Origin of the sequence: Streptomyces pathocidini (assembly GCF_001418495.1) — a bacterium.
Taxonomy (GTDB): Bacteria; Actinomycetota; Actinomycetes; order Streptomycetales; family Streptomycetaceae; genus Streptomyces; species Streptomyces pathocidini.
In genome coordinates, this window is sequence record NZ_LIQY01000155.1 from 1 (window position 1) to 16,906 (window position 16,906).

Consider the following 16,906-nt stretch of genomic DNA (forward strand, 5'->3'; position numbering starts at 1 on the left):
CGCTGCGCGCAGCGCCCAACACCGCTGTCTGTACCTGCTGTCAGGCTGAGTACCAGCCGCCCACAGATCGTCAGGAGAAGAGCATGAGTACAGACCTTGGTCCGCAGGTCATCACTCGCCGCAGCGGCAATGAGCCAATACAGGCCAACGGTGAAACAGTCGGCAGGCTCGGTGACTTCTGGAGCTGGGCGTGCTCCGACCTGGCCAACAACACCATGCGTGGTGTCTTGGCCGAGTACCTCGTGGCCACAGCGCTGGGAGCCGCCACCGGCACCCGCACCGAATGGGACACAGTTGACCTCCGTACGCCGGAGCAGTGGCGCATCGAGGTGAAATCGACGGCGTATCTGCAGTCGTGGGCGCAGTCCGCGCTGTCGAAGATCTCCTTCGACATCTCACCGGCCTCGGGCTGGGACGCTCAGACGGGCACCACCTCGGCCGAAGTGCTGCGCCGCTCAGACGTGTACGTCTTCTGCCTGCTGCACCACCAGGACAAGCAGACACTGGATCCCCTGGATCTCGACCAGTGGACCTTCTACGTCCTGCCCACCCGGGTCCTGGACGAACGGTGTCCGAGCCAGAAGACCATCAGGCTGTCCAGCCTGGAGCAACTCGGCCCCCTGAAGACCGACTTCATCGGCCTATCGAAAGCAGTAGCCACGTGCGCTGAAGGCATGCGATAGGGGCTCGGAGAGAACCCAGCCGGTAGATCTTCGACAAGGAATCCAAGCCCGCTGGTCAAACCTGGCGCGGACTCGGCTGAGCACCGCACGACTGCTACGGTCGCGTCCATGACGCTCTCGGTCTCAACGGGTCAGGCTGTCGACCTACGCGTGCAGCCGGTAGACGAGGTTCTTGATCGCGTCGAGCGGTCTCTCCAAGTGGGGCTGCTCTCGGACACGATGGTGCGCAAGCGCAGGTCTGTGGGGGCCAGAACCGACCGCGGGACCTGGGTGCGGATCGAGCGGCGCCTGCTCGACAAGATCTCCGACCAGGGGTGGAACGGGACTGAAAGTGCCGCCCGTCTGAAGGGCATCGCCCAGCCCGAATGGCACGGATGTGTGGTCTGGCGGGCCACGGACGGGCCGGTGCTGTGGCGAGCCGACGAAACCGAGCTTCTGCCAGGGGCTCCTGTCGGAAACGCCATCCTGAGCGAGGCCCCGGAGCTGCCGGATGACTGGTGGGAGGCATTGAACGCGTCGTTGGACGCGCTGGCGGCCCAGAGCACGAGCCGGGTCGCCACGCCGGACACCGACACCATCACCCAGGCCCTGGTCACCGAGTCCATCCGCGGTGTTTTCTCCGGCGATTTCGATACGACCGTGGAGCAGTGGGTGCCGGCCCACGCGGACCTGAACTGGGCCAACATGACCGCTCCAGTGTTCAGTCTCTTCGACTGGGAGGACTGGGGTAGCGCGCCGCTGGGGCTGGACTCGGCCTCGCTGTGGGCGAGTTCCCTTGCTGTCCCGGCTCTGGCCGATCGCGTATGGCACGAGCGCCGGTCCGACTTCGAGAGCCAGGACGGCAAGGTGATGACGCTGTTTGCCTGCTCGAAGATCCTCGGGCCGTACGCGCACCCGGAAGACCCTCGGCTGGAACCCGCCCGGCGCATGGCCGAACAGGTCATCAAGGAGCTTCAGAACAGCTGATCGCGTAAACGGTCCCGCAGGAGACTGCGGTACTCCTGGATCGTTCCTTTCTCGACCTCGCCGCCCAGGGCGCCGACGAGTTCGCCCAGGTGGGCGGGCTCATCAGTGCCCACAGCCACAGTGTCGACCCTCGGCAGGTGATAGGCGGCTATGAACGCCGCTTGCACGCACGAGAGTTGACGGTTGCCACCGAGGAAGACACGGGGGTCGATCTTGGCCCACACCACGTCGCTGGTGCTGCCCCCGAAGGGGCTCATGCCCCATACCTCGCTGGGGTCCAGGTCCCATGCCCTGATGAGGGCGTCTGCGGCATCCAGCGTTCTGATTCCGACCAGAAGGCCGGCGCGGACCATGAGGGTCGCTGGCCTCGGTACGGTCGGGCCGATCAGTCCCACCAGGGATGATGGATCCCAGGAGGCGATGCCCCAGGCGGCGCACAAGCCCTTGCCCGTAGCGTCATCGAGAGCTGCGCACGCTTCGGTCAGCACCTCCTGGCCATGCGGGCCGGCCTCGCGGAGCGAGTGTTCCGGGTTGTGCAGGAACACCAGGTCCGGCTCACGCCCCAGGTCCTCGGCCGCCTGTTCCACGGCCGCGTGCAGCCGCAGGGGGTCCAAGGAGTGCTCCGACCCGCCCGGTGCCGGAAAATAGCCCACCTTCGTGGAGACGGTGAACTTCGACAGCACGTCGCCGGCCGTCTGCGCCAGGACCTGATGCGATCGGAAGCCGAGGTAGTTGGTGCTGGTGTCGAGTGCCGTGACGCCGAGGTCGAGCGCCCCGGTCAGGAGCCGGCGCTCGTGACGAGATCGGTGTAGCCCGAGAACAACTCGGGGGTCAGCACCGCGCACAGCTCCTCCTTCACCAGGATCTCGGCGACCTCCGTCACTTCGGCCCCGGCAACGGCCGCGGCCTGTTCCAGCTCGACCGGCCTGCCGCTCAGCAGCAGACGCAGGGCGGGCAGTGCCTTGGCCGCGAGGGTGAGCTTCTTCCCTGAGGCCACCACGTCGACGGTCTCTCCGTGCTCCTGGATCTGGGGCGGGAAATGAGTGGTGCACACCACGGCGTCGAGCGCCCCGAGTATGTCGAGGAACGGCACGTGCCGAGGCAGGGTCGTCGCCTGCTCGTACGCGTCAAAGAGGTCGGCTGGCGGACGCTCGCTGACCAGCTGGGCGGCGGCCTCGGTCAGGGCGTCGGTGCCGGTTCCCTGCGAGCGGTCGAGGTCGTGGCGGAAGATCTCGTGCTCGCGGCACCAGTCGGCCAGCCACGCGAGCCAGCTCGCACCTGTGCGCTTGGTGATGCCGAACGTGACGTGGAGGCTCTTGCCGGAGCCGCTGCCGGTTCGTGTCGCCTGGTGCCAGTGGCCCCGCGGAATGTGCATGACGTCGCCGGTCCGCATCAGACCGGACCAGATGATCTCGTCGCTCGGAGTGCTGTTGGGGTCGGCGTCCCGGTACATCGGGACCGCGCGGGAGGCCGCGCGCACCTCCCACTCCTTCTCACCAGCGAGCTGGACGATGACGACATCGTGGTCGTCCCAGTGCAGGGGGAAGCCGGAGGCGTCGTTCGTCGTCAGGTACGCGTTGACCTGGACCCGCTCACGGGACCACCACTGCAGGGCCCGGCACGCGACCTCCATCGTCGGATCGAACACGTTGGCCTGGTCCATGATCACCGTCGCGCCTTCGCCCAGGAGCCTGCCCAGGCTGCGCATGTTGACCATGGAGATGCTCTGGCCCCGGGGGCTGACGCTGTCGGTGTAGTAGATGGCCGGATGGACCTCCTCGCCCTTCTGGAAGCACCGGAACTGCGGGCGGTTCAGGCTCCTGCGCATCGCGACGTCGAGCAGGCGGTTCGGGGTCATGATGCGGGAGACGAGTGCGGGGTCGTCCATGCTCCCGCGTACGAAGCCCTTGCCTAGTTCCTCGGCTCCACTCCAGCCGAGCGCTGCCTCGATGGCGCTGATCAACCGATGTTCCATCGTGCCTCCTCCATGGGTTCGACCACTGATGCGGAGACGGTGGGGGCCGGCGCGGCCAACCACGTCGGCCCCCACCGCTTGGTGCCTACTCGCTGTCGTGCAGGTTGCCGTCGCCACCCGGCCACGGCGCGTCGCCGGAACTACCCTGGTTGTCCGACCGGAGGCTGTCGTACCGGTCGTGGACCGCGGTCAGTTCTTGCACCGCCACCAGCAGGCCACTTCGGGCCGGAGGCGGTGTCGTGGGCTCTGCCACCTCGAACTCCTTCCTCTTCACTTCTCCCGTCAGAGCTCCGACGGGAGGTCGATGGCCGCACCACGGCCGTGGGAGATGTGGCTTGCCGTGGGGCGGCAGTCATTGGGCGTGCGATGAACGGCAGTTCGGCACCAGGGACAGGGCGCGTCAGCGGTGGTTCGGAAGACCGCCGGCGCCCTCGCGCATGTTGATCTCCAGAACGCGCTGGTCCAGCTCGTACAGGCAGGCACGACAGGCGTAGAGGGCCGCGTGCATGCCGCTCGACCGGACGGGCCCGATCCACGTCACCTCGACGTCGTCACGTCCGCACCACAGCCAGCACTCGCCGCACGCCAGCCATTCGTGGCGATCCCATAGCGCGTAGTCAGTGGGCTCCCTGGTGACGGGGTCGATGTCCCGGCGAGTGGGCCGGAAGACCGCGTCGGGATCAGAAAGCGGATTCGCTCGTAAGGCGTGCCGTCCCTTCACGCGACCGCCAGGGTGAGCGACTCGGGCCCGGCCACTACGCCGCGCTTCGGCCGTAGCGCGAACAGCCTGCGCAGAACAGCTGCTCGGATGGCGGGCGCCGCCTTGGGAAGGGTGATCTCCGCCCATACGCGTTTCCCCTGGCCGGCGGGCTCCCAGGCACACCGCGAAGCGAGAAGCTCAACCAGTGCCAGGCCGCGCCCGCTCTCGTCGTCGGACTGGGCACAACTCGCCTGCGGAGCAGCAGGATCGTCATCAAGCACGTCGATCACCAGGCGGCCAGGCCGGTGGTACAGCGCGACGGTGACGGGTCCTTCCCCATGGATCACAGCGTTGGTGATGAGTTCGGAGGCGACAAGACGAATCGCGTCAGCCGTGTCGTCGTTCAACGGCACACCCCATGCCCGCACCTTGTCGACGACCTTGCGCCGGGCAAGGGAAACTTCCCTTTCCTCACTCGCGAGGACGAACCGATGGACGAGCGTGGACATGGCGTACGCCTCCGAGGAGTTGGAGAGCGGCTCCGTCCCCGACGGGGAAACAGGGGCGGAGCCGCCGATCTGAGAACCGCTCCGGGAGCGGTCACCCTGCGTGGGCTCCGTGGACGGCTGATATTCAGTCAACGGCCCCAGCCAGCAAGGCGGAACGTTTCTAGGGGGTTCCTCCTGGGGACGCCCTCCCCGTACGCGGCGACGCGAAGTAGCCTCCCCACTACGCCGTGAGGGGATGACGGGAGTGATGACATGCCTGGTGAGCCGTTGGCGGGCCACCCGCTGAGCTTCCTCCGCCAAACGCGCGGTTGGGGGAAGGCCGAGTTCGCCCGGCTCATGCAGGCGCACGGGCGGACGCTCGGCATCCCGCTCGCGACCAACCGGACCACCGTATGGAAGTGGGAGCAGGGCCAGGAGCCGGACGCGGACGCCCAGCGAGTACTCGCCGACCTGCTGAGAGTCCCGTACGAGCAGGCCCGGAAGGAAGGTTGGCCCCGGTGGCTGCCGGTCTGGGAAGTCACGGGACTCACCGCCCCATGGACGGAGGCCGGTACCGTTGAGGCGTTGTCCGAACTCGTGGAGAGTGGCCGCATGGACCGCCGGGGCTATCTCACTATCACCGGCACCGCCCTGACGGGCCTCGCGGCGAGCTGGGTGGACGCGCCGTCCGCCTTCGCCTCGGCCCTGGGCCGGGATCAGGTCACGGACACCATGGTCTCGACGATCGAGCAGCGCATCAGCACGCTCCGCACCCTCGACGACCAACTTGGCGGCACCACGCTCCTGGAGCAGGCACACGGCGATCTCGCCCTGGTCACCGGCCTGCTGATCACTGGCAGGTACACGGAGAGCATCCGGCTCCGCCTCTACGCCCTGGCGGCCCGGGTGTCGCACCTGACCGGCTGGATGGCCTACGACGCGGGGCTGCGGTCCGCTGGCCAGCGCTACTACGTCGGCGCTCTGCGCAGCGCCCGTACCGCTGGAGACGACGCGTTTGGTGCCTTCATCCTCGCGGAGATGGGCGTTCACGTCTCCGAAGCCGGACGGACCGCCGAGCGCGTTGACCTCATCTCGACCGCCATCGACAACGCCCCTCGTACGCTGTCGCCGTACACCCAGTCCTTCCTCTACCTGCACAAGGCCGAGGCGCTGTCCCGCGACGGCGACCACGCGAAAGCCGGTACAGCGCTCAACCGCGCCGTGTCCCACTGGGAGCACCACACGACGGAGGAAAACCCGGACTGGCTCAACTGGTTCGGCGAGGCCCAGCTGAAGTCGACCGAGGGCAAGGTCCTGCTGCGGTCCGGGCAGGTGGAGCGCGCTACGAGTTCCCTGGAGACCTCCGTGAAGAGCGCGGCTCCTCGGGACAAGGCCGTACGCTCCAGCCGCCTGGCTGAAGCCCGGCTCGCCGGCGGCGACCTGGACGGGGCGCTCGACGCCGCGAACTACGGCACCGAACTCCTGGAGAGCAGTGTCAGTTCCGTACGGGCGTTGGACCGCCTGAAGGAGTTCTCCGCACACCTCGAACCGCGCAAGTCCGTCCCCGCTGTCCGTGAGTTCCGCGAGCGGCTTCAGGCTGTGCCCGTCGCGGCGTGACCGTCGCCTCTCGGATTGCGAGACGGAGCCCGCCTCGTCAGAGCAGGCTGCTGCAATGCCAGGATGGACGGCATGACGACGATCCACGGTGAGGTCGCGGCTGGGTTCGAACCGGTGCGGGAGGCGTTCGCGGCGAACTTCTCCGAGCACGGGGACATCGGCGCGGCGGTGTGCGTCTACCAGTACGGCCGACCGGTGGTGGACCTGTGGGGAGGCGTCGCCGACCCCGAGACCGGTCGTCCGTGGACGCGGGACACACTCCAACTCGTCTACTCAGCGACCAAGGGGGCCACCACGACCGCGGCACACATGCTGGCCGAGCGCGGTGCGCTAGACCTGGACGCGCCGGTGGCGAAGTACTGGCCGGAGTTCGCCGCGAACGGCAAGGCGGACATCTCGGTGCGCTGGCTGCTGTCCCACCAAGCCGGCTTGATCACACTAGACCAGCCCGTCCCGCTGAACGAGGCGTTGGCCTGGCATCCGATGGCGGCCGCATTGGCTGCTCAGCGTCCCCAGTGGACTCCGGGCACGGCGCACGGATACCACGGCCGTACCTGGGGCTGGCTCGTCGGCGAAGTGATCCGCCGGGTATCCGGCCAGACGCCGGGCCGCTTCTTCGCCGACGAGATCGCCGCCCCCCTCGGACTGGACTTCTTCATCGGACTGCCAGCGGAACAACGCGACCGGGTCAGCCGCATGGTGTACCAGCGACCGGCCATCGACCTCACCACCGTGCCTGCCGAGTCGGTCCCTGAGGAACTCCGCGAACAGGTTGCCGCCTGGCGGGACCCGAACTCGCTCAGCAACAAGGCATACGCGGTCACCGACCCCGCCGCGATCGACTTCGACTCACCCGATGTGCAGGCAGCGGAACTCCCCGCCTCCAACGGCATCGGCACCGCACGCGGACTGGCGCGCATGTACGCCGCGCTGATCGGCGAGGTGGACGGTGTCCGCCTCCTCACCTCGGAGGCCCTGGCTTCGGCGACCAACGAGCAGGCCGGCGGGAAGGACCAGGTGATGCTGATCCCGAGCCGATTCAGCACCGGATACATGCTGCCCACCGAAGCTAACCCCATGACCGGCCCAAGTGCCTTCGGCCACACGGGACGAGGCGGTTCACTCGGCTTCGCCGACCTGGAGCACGGTGTCGCCTTCGGCTACGTGATGAACAACATCATGGGAGGGGCCGATGATGTGCGTGCGGCTTCGCTGGTTGGCGCGGTGCGAAGGTCCTTGGGGTAGGGCGACGCCCTGACCACTTCGAGCGAGTGGTGTGACGATCGGCCGTTTCGACCCCGCAGCGCGACTCAATGAGGGCAGTCACCACTTCTGAGGCAAGCCCCAGCGTGGTCTTCGACGGCAATGCGGCACTCGGCACCGTCCGCAGCGTGAGGAAGCATGCCACCAAGTGGCCTACCCCCAAGGGAACCCTGAACGACTCAGTGAACGGCCCGCCGCAAAGGCCCCACAGCTCCCGGTAGGCCAGCAGATCCCGCCCTCCTACCGCAGCCTTCACCCACAAGACACACCCATCACGCTTCCGGGCACCGAACGTAAGACCATATTGACGGTTGGTCACGAAAGAGGGCAGCCTGCAGGCTGCGGCACATGAAGCCGCGCTTCCCAGAGAGGACTCCTGTGGCCATTGCGCCGACCCAAGAACAGCAGGCTGCCCGCGAGTTATTCGCCTCGGGACGGGATCTGGCGCTGGTCGCCGGGGCCGGGACCGGCAAGACGTCCACGCTGATCCTTATGGGCTCCGCGACCCGCAAAAAGGGGATGTACGTCGCCTTCAACCGGTCGATCGCTGACGACGCACGCGGACGTTTCGGGCCGAACGTGGAATGCCGTACCGCGCATTCCCTCGCCTTCCAGACCGTGGGACATCACTACCGCGAGCGCCTCAACAACTCGGCGCGCATCCCCGCCAGACACACCGCCCAGATGCTGGGCATCACCCGCGACCTGGACGTCAACTCCCGTCGTATCAAGGTCAATCACCAGGCACGCCTCGTGATGGGCATGATCCGGAGGTTCTGCTACACGACCGACCGACAGGTCATGGCCCGCCACATGGAGTGGGTCAACGGCCTCGACGGCCATGCGCAGGAGTTCCTCGCTCGCACTCTGCTGCCCTACGCGCATCGAGCCTGGCAGGACATCTGCTCCGTCGCGGGCAAACTGCGGTTCGAGCACGATCACTACATGAAGTTGTGGGCGATGACCGAGCCGGTGCTGCCCGCCGACTTCGTCTTGCTCGACGAAGCCCAGGACACCAACCCCGTCCTGGAGGAGGTCTTCCTCGCCCAGGAGGCGCAGCGGATCTGTGTCGGTGACCCGGCCCAGCAGATCTACGGATGGCGCAGTGCGCGGGACGTGATGACCGGCTTTCCGGCCGATCACCTTCACCTGACCCAGTCCTTCCGCTTCGGTCCGGCGATCGCCACGGTGGCCAACCGCTGGCTCAGGCACGCCGAGTCCGAGATGCAGCTGGCTGGGCACGGCCCCAACTCTTCCCGCGTCGACAAGCTGGCGCACCCGGACGCAGTGCTGTGCAGGGGTAACGCCGATGCCATGCAAGAAGTCCTGGCCTTCTTGGAGCTGGGTGTCCCAGTGGCGCTGACCGGCGGCGGGAGTGCGCTCCAGCGCATCGCGAATGCCGCCATGGAGCTGAAGGCCGGAAAGCGCACCAGCCACCCCGAGCTGTTTTTGTTCAGCTCCTGGGGCGAGGTACAGGAGTACGCCGAGCAGGACAAGGCGGCCCAGGACCTCAAAGCCATCGTCCAGCTGGTGGACACCTACGGCCCGGACCAGATCATCTCCGCGGTGGACCGGCTCTGCCCCGAACAAGACGCGAAGGTCACCGTTTCCACCGCGCACAAGGCCAAAGGCCGTGAGTGGCCTTCGGTCCGGATCGGCAAGGGCTTCATGGCGCCCTCTGTCGACGATGACGGCCTGCAACGTTCGCTGAACTCCAGCGAGGCACGCCTGATCTACGTCGCGGTCACCCGTGCCCGCCATGAGTTGGATATCGACGAGATCGCCTGGATCGACGCGTACGAGACCTCCATGGCCGACGCGGGCCGGGACGGCACCGTGGCCGGGCGACCGATGATCGAGCTGAGCCTGACCGGACAATTGAAGTACGACACCTCACCCATCTCGCAGTTCATGGCGCACCGCCTCCCTTACAGCGAAAACCTCGTGCGCGACTACCTGGGCCGCATCGCTCGCCTTCCGCAGCCCGTCCAGCCCATCGACGTACAACATCCGAACTGGTCGGCGCTCGGCCACGCCATCGACTACCGACTGCGTCTGTCGCTCGGTGGACAGCTCGGTGCCGCCGTGTCCCTCGGCGTCTGGGCCTTGGACGGTGCTGAGTCTCTTCGCGGAGCACCCGGGCCGGAGAGCCGGAAGGCCCTGCACTCTGCGGGACAGCAGCTCCTGGCCACCGTCGACGCCTACCTCGCTGCCCCGGCAAGCATGGACGATGACGCACTAACCCGGCTGTGCTTCGTCGCCGGGTTCTTCGAGGACATCGCCCGTACCGGTCAGATCCGCCGGTTCAGCATGCTTGCTGGGGCCACCCCCGCGACCAACCTGGACGATCTCACAGGTGCTGTCCCGACGTACGTACTCGACGACATCGGCCAGCAGATGCAGCTCGCCACCAGCCCCTTCGCCGGTTTCCGCAGTCTGCCGTCCAAGGCTCGCGTCTGCGGCCCGGTGTTCAGCGGCAGCGGCGACATCGGTGGAGCCGACGCCGACTACATCCTCGGCGGCCTCCTGCTGGACTGCAAAGCCACCAAAGATCCTCGCCGTTTGGGGCGCGACGAGATCTACCAGGTCGCCGGGTACCTGCTCCTCGACTACGACGACCAGTACGGCATCGACCACGTCGGCCTCTACCTTTCCCGCCAGGGCGGCCTGATCACGTGGGAGGTGGGTGAGTTTCTCCGACGGCTCGGCGGCGACGCTCCGCTCCGACAGTTGCGTGACCAGTTCCGCCAGCATCTACGCGGCGCAGGCCGGAATCAAAAGCCGTGACGCCGTGGTTTCCCGAGATCCCGACCGCGACGAACAGACACCCGGGGAGAATCCAATGAGCAAGGACCCAGACGACATCCAGCACGAGGAACGCATCGTCTGGACAGAGGACATCGACGGATTCGACTACGTGCGCGAGACCCTTACCACCGAGGCCGGCACACGGGCACGCCCGGTTCCCTGGCACGGAGCCGGTCGCCGAGTCGGTTACGCGACCCTCAAGCGTGACGCCCCGAGCAACGACTCGGCTGGCAGGTTCACCAGACGAATCTTCTGGGTCAAGGAGCACGACCGCTCCGAACGCTCCGACGGGGTCTACAAGACCGCCACTCCAAGCGAGGGCGTGGACCCCCGAACCGTCGCCCCCGGAGTCTGGGGTGAGGTCACAGAACGGGCCTGGGGTGGCCCACTGCCTGTCCCGTCGGACACACCGGTGTCCGCCACACAGCCAGAAGCGAAGGGACGCGTACGCCAGTCGGACCAGCCTGGGCCATCGCAATCGGCAGCGGCCTCCTTCAAGGAGACGCGTGCTGTTGAGCAGGGCGTGACGAAAGCCTTCGCCGACTGGCTATACCTGCACGAGGTGAGCGTGCCGGAAACCCTTGGGGTTGCTATCGGCGAGGAGCTCAAGCGCTGGCTGTGGGCCAACAACGAGGAGCTGATAGCGGCCATCGCCGATGCCGTGGCCCGGCAGACCACGCTCCCGGAGCAGCCGCCCTCTACGAACGAGCAATGACCGAAGCAGCAGTGGTTAAGGCCGTCACTCCGAGCTGGTGATCAGGCAGAACGATCCGATCCGTGGTTGCAGTTTTGGTTGCATTCACCCCCGTCCCGCGCCGTCCACCGCCTGTCCAGAGAGCCGCTCCGCCGCAGGTCAGAACGCTCCTGGCTCTCGCTGGACACCCAGACGAACATTTGGAAAGCGTGTTGGGGGCAACCCCTCACGAGTTCGAATCTCGTATCCTCCGCCAGTGCCTCACCGGGCACGATGTCGAAGGGCCCCACTGTTCGCAGTGGGGCCCTTCGACGTTCGCAGTCTCATCTGCGGTCTCAACGCGCCTCGGCAGGGCTGCCCGGATCGTGGTCGGTGTCGGCCTTGGCCACCTCCCAGACGAGACCGCCGACCCGTTGCGCGACGTCGGCCAGAAGCAGCCACTCCCCAAGCTGGAGGCGGTCAAAGGTTGGTCCGACACGAAACACGATTCAGGGCCCCACGGGCCGAGAGGCTCACGGACTGCCGGACTGCGTGACGCTCCGTGTGAGTTGGCCCACGATGTTCAAGACGCCCTGCCCGAAACTGGTCGGAGCGATGAGCACGCCGAACACCAGCACCACGATCACGGTCAGCTTCTCGTCCAACCGGCTTCGGGCCTGTGTGCGTCGGCGTAGTCGCAGGACGATGACGACAGCCAGCAGGACCGCCACGTTGATGGTCAGAATCACCCTGCCAGCCCTCCTGTCAGGCAAGACAACGGACATTCCAGCCTTCCTGCATAGTCCGAACTGGGCGGTGAAATGGTTCGGTCACCAGTGATTGGCAACAAAGCGCTGGTCTTGGGCTGGATTTGCCAGGCACCTGCCACGTCAGGACAGAGCAGTCGGCCGGCGTGGCGGTGGGATGGGGTCGAGCAGGTCCCACAAGGGGCGGGATCCTGCGGCCCACTCGCCGAGCATTCGGCGGTCGACGAGGTGGATTCGGTGCTGCTTACCCCAGGGGATCGCTTTGGAGGAGAAGCGGCCGTTGGTGAGGACGACCGCGACGTCCGCCCCGTGGATCTGGCGTGCAGTGCCGTTGACCTGCTGCAGCACCCCGACACCGACCGCGGCACCACGGTCCCCGTCACGGCGGTGCTTGCACTGGATCGCCCAGACGCGACCGGCGGGGTCGACGGCGCGCACGTCGCAAGCGTTGTCGCCAGCACCTCCGAGCTGCTCTGCCTTGCAGCCGTCGCGGCGCATCAGGTCCCGTACAGCGAACTCGAATGCACGGTGATCCAGTGCGTCGAGCTCGGCAATCCGCAGCCGCAGGGCTTGGGCGCGTACGCGAGCCCAAACTGCCCGCTGCTGCGCCTTCTGGTACCAGAGGCCACCCGCAGCCGAGGCGGCCACGGTGACGATGACGAGGACCCACCAGTGCGTGAGCAGCCACTGCACGGCGGCGGCGAGCAAGCCGACCGTCACGACCACACCCACGACCAGGGCGACCTGCTCGTCCTGCTTCTTGGATCGGCGAACCGGTCGGCGTCGAGCAGAGCGCCTTATCGGGCGACGGCTCATCAAGTCCCGCCCAGCTGCGCCGAGGTGGAGGAAGTGGACAGGTGTGCCGTGTACTTGGCACCGCCTGCCGTGGCTGATCCCACGTGCCACCGTGTCTGCGCCCACACCGGGACGTCACCCCGAACGTGGTCCGCAAGCTGAACCGCCATGAAGGAATTCCCCCTCTGTCCAAGGCCGTTGATGCATCCCCGCGCCCGTCGTGTATGACAGCACGCACCACCGACAGAATGTAAGAAGTCGATCACCAGGAGTGATGGGTTTTCGGCCAGAAGAACCCCGCACCCCATCCGTTGCCCGCCGTTCGACCTGCGCGTTTAGCGGCTCGACCTACCAGCTTCAGCCGTTTCGAGGCTTGGGCCGAGAACGAGCGCTGCACACAACTGCTACGCCGCCAGGACCGAGCGCGTCGCCTCCCCCTCTCCCTCGATGACGCGAGCGATCTCCGGCCATGGAGCGCGCAAGACACCGAAGAGCGACCAGTAGTCGTAGACCGGGAACACGCAGCTGAAGGCCGGGCACCTGCCACAAGCCGCCAGACTCTTCAGGAGGTTCTCGACAACCTGCCGTCCGAATCGGACAAGCAGCGCACGGTCGTCCTCGGCGATCTCGCCACGGTCGAAGCCGCGGACAGCCACCCGGAGGCGGCGTGCGCTGCGCCGTCCAAGCTCTCGCGACGACGCTCTGAAGTCCGCGCAGGAAGCCGACACATCGGCGAAGCGCGCGGCGGAATCGGCCCGCCAAGCCAGAAGTGCAGCGAAATCCGCAAACAATGCTGCGATGGCGGCTACCCGTTCGGCCACCAGCCTCCGCATCGGCAGCTCAGGCCCGCACGTACGCAGCCATGGCTTACACGTCAGCCCGGCGGCCCGCCGCTCTATCATTGCCGCGAACAGGGACGCCAAGGCAGCCGCCGAAGCGGCAACTGAGGCCGTCACGGGTCGGCGCTTAGGCAGCCAGCCCGGGAGACTCGCAGCTCCTCACGGCATGCATCCTGATTGAACGACAGTTCACTGCAAAGCGAAGGAGGACTCTCTTGTGCGGCCTTGACAATCTTTTCCAATGTCTCTCGCGCCTGTTTTTTAGAGACCTCGCGTCCGGCTTTTGAGGACGAGCAGGAACAGACCACCAAGGCGACAGCGAACAAGGTGACGGCGGCGCGATTAAACATCGTTCTACCTCCCGTTTCCATGACGGAATGGCCTCGGGAAACCGGACCCCTTGCGCAGCCGCCTTCATGCTCGATCCGCCCTGCCTCGAAGCCTGGTGCCACCTTCGGGGTGACGGGCCCGCTTTCACTCTCGCCCGCATCCACCAGCGGCATGAGCATCCCACCTGGGTGGGCAGAATGGTATCGGTGGCGATACTATCTCTGTCGATACCATCTTTGGTGGGAGGCTCATCGTGCGGCGCTTCATCGGGCGGGACTGCGAGCTGAGCGTGCTCGGCGACGCCTTGCGGGCGGTTCGCGGCGCTGTCGGGTCTGCGAGACCGGGGCAGTGCATCCTCATGCGGGGAAGGAGGCGGGTCGGCAAGTCCAGCCTCGTCGAGGAATTTCTCCAGCGCACCGAAGTGCCGTACCTGTTCTTCACCGCGGCGGGCGGCACGGCGGAGGACGAGCTGACCGAGTTGCTCGACACAGTCGCCAGATCCACCCTGCCGGAGCGGGAACTGTTCTCGGAGGAGGCCCCAGAGCAGTGGAACGCGGCATTCAGGCTGCTCGCGGAGATCCTTCCCGACGACAGCCCAAGCGTGGTCGTCATCGACGAGGTCCCCTACCTCATGGACCGCATCGACGCCTTCGAGGGCATGCTCCAGCGGGCATGGGACCGCATGCTCAGCCGCAAACCCGTACTCCTCCTCCTGGTCGGCTCCGACCTGTCGATGATGGAGGCGCTGAACAGCTACGACCGCCCCTTCCATCAGCGCGGCCGGGAAATGGTCGTGGGGCCACTGAACCCGGCCGACATCGGCGAGATGCTCGGGCTTGAGCCGGCGGCCGCCTTCGACGCCGCCCTGATCACGGGCGGTCTCCCGCTGATCTGCGCGGAGTGGCGGCCCGGAGCCGACGTCTGGGAGTTCCTCCGCGACTCGCTCGACAACCCGATCTCGGCGCTGCTGGTCTCCGCCGAGCGGTCACTGGCCGCGGAGTTCCCGCCGCAGGCGATGAGCCGGGAAGTCCTGCGGGCCATCGGAAGCGGGGAGAGGACCTTCACCAACATCGCGCGCGCGGCCGGCGGCATCGCCCACACCACTCTCACGCGAGCCACCGACGTCCTGACCGAGAAACGGGTCGTGGCAGCCGAGCTGCCCCTTTCACTGAGGCCGTCGAAGGAACGCCGCTACCGCGTGGCCGATCCATACCTCCGGTTCTGGCTCGCGTTCCTGGATCCGCACATGGCGGAGATCGAGCGCATGCGGGGAGACCTCACACTGAGCCGGATCAAGGAGCAGTGGACGAGCTGGCGGGGGCGCGCGATCGAACCCCTCGTCCGGGAATCCCTCGCCCGCCTCCTGCCGGACGGGCTCCTGCCCGCCACCCCGGCGATCGGCGGGTACTGGACCCGCAGCAACGACGTCGAGATCGACGTGGTGGGCGCCGACCGGCAGCCGGTGGCCAAGGAGTTGCTCTTCCTCGGTTCGGTCAAGTGGCTGGAGAACTCCGTGTTCGACCGCCACGACCTGGCCGCGCTGCAGAAGCACCGCGCCGCGATCACCGACGAGCCGGTACCGCTCGTGGCGGTCTCGCGCAACGGCGTCACCTGCTCCGGCCTCCAGGCCGCGTACGGCCCCGGGGAACTGCTCGGCGCTTGGCGCAGGGCGTGACAGGGGCATCGGCTTACGCCTGCGCGGCTCGCTGTGCAGGCCCACGGGAGCTAAAGCAGGAGTGTGTTTTATGTAGGTGTACTTCTATATCCAGACCAGGGAGAGGCGTGGACAAGCCTGCCGAGATGTTCGACCGGGATTTTGAGTGGTCCGCGCTGAGCCGGTTCATCAGCGATCCGCAGCCCGGTGCGACCCTCGGGGAGCCCGATCTTCGCGACACCGCCCTGTACCTGTCCGTCCTGGGCGCCGTCGCCGACGGCAACGCCACACGCGGAGGCATGGCCGGCTATCTGGAACGCAAAGCCACCGACATCGCGCACCCCATCAACGTCCTGGAAAGACGCCGGGCTGCTGCACCGAGACGCCGACGCCTTCCGCGACAACCGGCCCACCTACCGCATCGCCGAACCCTTGATCGGCTTCTACCACGCCATCATGCGCCCGGTCTGGGACCGACTCGAACGCCCCGGCAGCGCGCCACGGGTCTGGCAGGCCAGTCGTCGTCGCTTCGTCAGCAACGTCCTCGGGCCCCATTTCGAACAGGTCTGCCGTGACTGGGCCCTCCATCACGCCGACCCCGCACTCCTGGGCGGGCTACCCGCCCGCGTCGGACATGGCACCGTCCACGACCCCAAGACCCGCACCGGCCATGAGGTCGACGTGGCGGTCATCGGTATCGCCGACGGCGCCAAGCCGCCACTCCTGGCCATCGGGGAGGCCAACTGGAACAACACCATGGGCATGGCCCACATCGACCGCCTCCGGCACATCCGCGACCTTGTCACACAGGCCGGACGCTACGACACGAGCGCCACACGACTCATCTGCTTCAGCGGAGCTGGATTCAACGACAAGGCGCACGCCGTGGCGGCAGCCGATCCGGACGTCCGACTGATCGACCTGGCGGCCCTCTACGGGCAAGCCTGAAGTACGCCCCCGCTAGGCGCCCCCGGCCCCCTCACTCCTTCGACGCTCCCGACAACATTCCTGATACCAGGGCTCGTTGGGAGAAGAGGAAGACCAGGAGGACCGGGAGGATGGTCAGTAGGGCTGCCAGGGCCAGTTCGGGGCGGAGGATCTGGGAGCCGGTGCCTGCTGAGGGGTTGAAGACGGCCGAGGCTGTCAGGAGGTTGTTGAGGCCCACCTGGGCCGGGTACTGCGCGCTGTCCGGCAGCATCACGAACGGGAGGAAGAAGTTGTTCCAGTTGCCGACGAAGCTGAAGAAGCCGACCAGCGCCACCACGGGCCGGGCCAACGGCAGCGCGATCCGCGCGAAGACCTGCCACTCCGTGCAGCCGTCCAGGCGGGCGGCGGCGAGCAGGTCGGT

At 67.0% G+C, this 16,906-nt stretch carries 18 protein-coding genes; 8 read left to right on the top strand and 10 right to left on the bottom strand.

What is annotated here, in order from left to right:
• Positions 1-83 precede the first annotated feature (83 nt).
• Positions 84-683, top strand: a complete 600-nt coding sequence (locus AOK16_RS09475; RefSeq protein WP_055471801.1) for a hypothetical protein — start codon at positions 84-86, stop codon at positions 681-683.
• A gap of 108 nt (positions 684-791) precedes the next feature.
• Positions 792-1,649, top strand: coding sequence for a hypothetical protein (locus AOK16_RS09480; RefSeq protein WP_055471802.1), 858 nt, complete (start codon positions 792-794; stop codon positions 1,647-1,649).
• Here the strand turns inward: AOK16_RS09480 and AOK16_RS09485 are convergent.
• The 5 genes from AOK16_RS09485 to AOK16_RS09505 all read right to left on the bottom strand — a co-directional run bounded on the left by AOK16_RS09485 (position 1,637) and on the right by AOK16_RS09505 (position 4,833).
• Complete coding sequence (locus AOK16_RS09485; RefSeq protein ID WP_055471803.1) at positions 1,637-2,494, bottom strand: aldo/keto reductase; 858 nt, start codon at positions 2,492-2,494, stop codon at positions 1,637-1,639. The two genes, AOK16_RS09480 and AOK16_RS09485, sit on opposite strands and share 13 nt — an antisense overlap.
• Complete coding sequence (locus AOK16_RS09490) at positions 2,428-3,624, bottom strand: JmjC domain-containing protein (protein ID WP_055471804.1); 1,197 nt, start codon at positions 3,622-3,624, stop codon at positions 2,428-2,430. Before AOK16_RS09490 ends, AOK16_RS09485 begins: the two co-directional genes overlap by 67 nt.
• Before the next feature lie 85 nt (positions 3,625-3,709).
• Complete coding sequence (locus tag AOK16_RS27440) at positions 3,710-3,877, bottom strand: hypothetical protein (RefSeq protein WP_167307964.1); 168 nt, start codon at positions 3,875-3,877, stop codon at positions 3,710-3,712.
• Between the two features lie 147 nt (positions 3,878-4,024).
• Positions 4,025-4,165: a hypothetical protein gene (locus AOK16_RS28105; RefSeq protein WP_240483488.1), complete on the bottom strand. Its 141-nt coding sequence runs from the start codon at positions 4,163-4,165 to the stop codon at positions 4,025-4,027.
• Between the two features lie 176 nt (positions 4,166-4,341).
• On the bottom strand, positions 4,342-4,833 hold the full coding sequence (locus AOK16_RS09505) for an ATP-binding protein (RefSeq protein WP_055471807.1): 492 nt from the start codon (positions 4,831-4,833) through the stop codon (positions 4,342-4,344).
• A 252-nt stretch (positions 4,834-5,085) separates the two neighbouring features.
• Between AOK16_RS09505 and AOK16_RS09510 the strand changes: the two genes are divergently transcribed.
• The 4 genes from AOK16_RS09510 to AOK16_RS09525 all read left to right on the top strand — a co-directional run bounded on the left by AOK16_RS09510 (position 5,086) and on the right by AOK16_RS09525 (position 11,215).
• Positions 5,086-6,429, top strand: coding sequence for an NsdA family TPR-like regulatory protein (locus AOK16_RS09510; RefSeq protein WP_055471808.1), 1,344 nt, complete (start codon positions 5,086-5,088; stop codon positions 6,427-6,429).
• 72 nt (positions 6,430-6,501) lie between these two features.
• Positions 6,502-7,674, top strand: coding sequence for a serine hydrolase domain-containing protein (locus AOK16_RS09515; RefSeq protein WP_055471809.1), 1,173 nt, complete (start codon positions 6,502-6,504; stop codon positions 7,672-7,674).
• A gap of 366 nt (positions 7,675-8,040) precedes the next feature.
• Complete coding sequence (locus AOK16_RS09520) at positions 8,041-10,479, top strand: UvrD-helicase domain-containing protein (RefSeq protein WP_055471810.1); 2,439 nt, start codon at positions 8,041-8,043, stop codon at positions 10,477-10,479.
• 55 nt (positions 10,480-10,534) lie between these two features.
• The gene (locus AOK16_RS09525) at positions 10,535-11,215 is read left to right on the top strand and encodes a DUF6009 family protein (protein ID WP_055471811.1); all 681 of its coding nucleotides are present in this window, start codon (positions 10,535-10,537) and stop codon (positions 11,213-11,215) included.
• 491 nt (positions 11,216-11,706) lie between these two features.
• Here the strand turns inward: AOK16_RS09525 and AOK16_RS09530 are convergent, their stop codons facing one another.
• The 4 genes from AOK16_RS09530 to AOK16_RS27125 all read right to left on the bottom strand — a co-directional run bounded on the left by AOK16_RS09530 (position 11,707) and on the right by AOK16_RS27125 (position 14,077).
• Positions 11,707-11,919: a hypothetical protein gene (locus AOK16_RS09530; protein ID WP_240483491.1), complete on the bottom strand. Its 213-nt coding sequence runs from the start codon at positions 11,917-11,919 to the stop codon at positions 11,707-11,709.
• A 144-nt stretch (positions 11,920-12,063) separates the two neighbouring features.
• On the bottom strand, positions 12,064-12,660 hold the full coding sequence (locus tag AOK16_RS09535) for a restriction endonuclease (RefSeq protein ID WP_398718246.1): 597 nt from the start codon (positions 12,658-12,660) through the stop codon (positions 12,064-12,066).
• Positions 12,661-13,139: 479 nt separating this feature from the next.
• Positions 13,140-13,556 carry a hypothetical protein gene (locus AOK16_RS29220; protein WP_157859161.1) on the bottom strand — a complete coding sequence of 139 codons (417 nt, stop codon included), beginning with the start codon at positions 13,554-13,556 and terminating at the stop codon, positions 13,140-13,142.
• Between the two features lie 131 nt (positions 13,557-13,687).
• Positions 13,688-14,077, bottom strand: coding sequence for a hypothetical protein (locus tag AOK16_RS27125; protein ID WP_157859162.1), 390 nt, complete (start codon positions 14,075-14,077; stop codon positions 13,688-13,690).
• 80 nt (positions 14,078-14,157) lie between these two features.
• Between AOK16_RS27125 and AOK16_RS09545 the strand changes: the two genes are divergently transcribed.
• Positions 14,158-15,579 carry an ATP-binding protein gene (locus tag AOK16_RS09545; protein WP_055471814.1) on the top strand — a complete coding sequence of 474 codons (1,422 nt, stop codon included), beginning with the start codon at positions 14,158-14,160 and terminating at the stop codon, positions 15,577-15,579.
• 411 nt (positions 15,580-15,990) lie between these two features.
• Entirely contained in the window at positions 15,991-16,506 is a 516-nt protein-coding gene (locus AOK16_RS09550; protein ID WP_240483490.1) for a hypothetical protein, read from the top strand.
• 31 nt (positions 16,507-16,537) lie between these two features.
• Here the strand turns inward: AOK16_RS09550 and AOK16_RS09555 are convergent.
• Positions 16,538-16,906: ABC transporter permease subunit (locus AOK16_RS09555; protein ID WP_157859163.1), on the bottom strand; the 369-nt coding region annotated here is incomplete at its 5' end.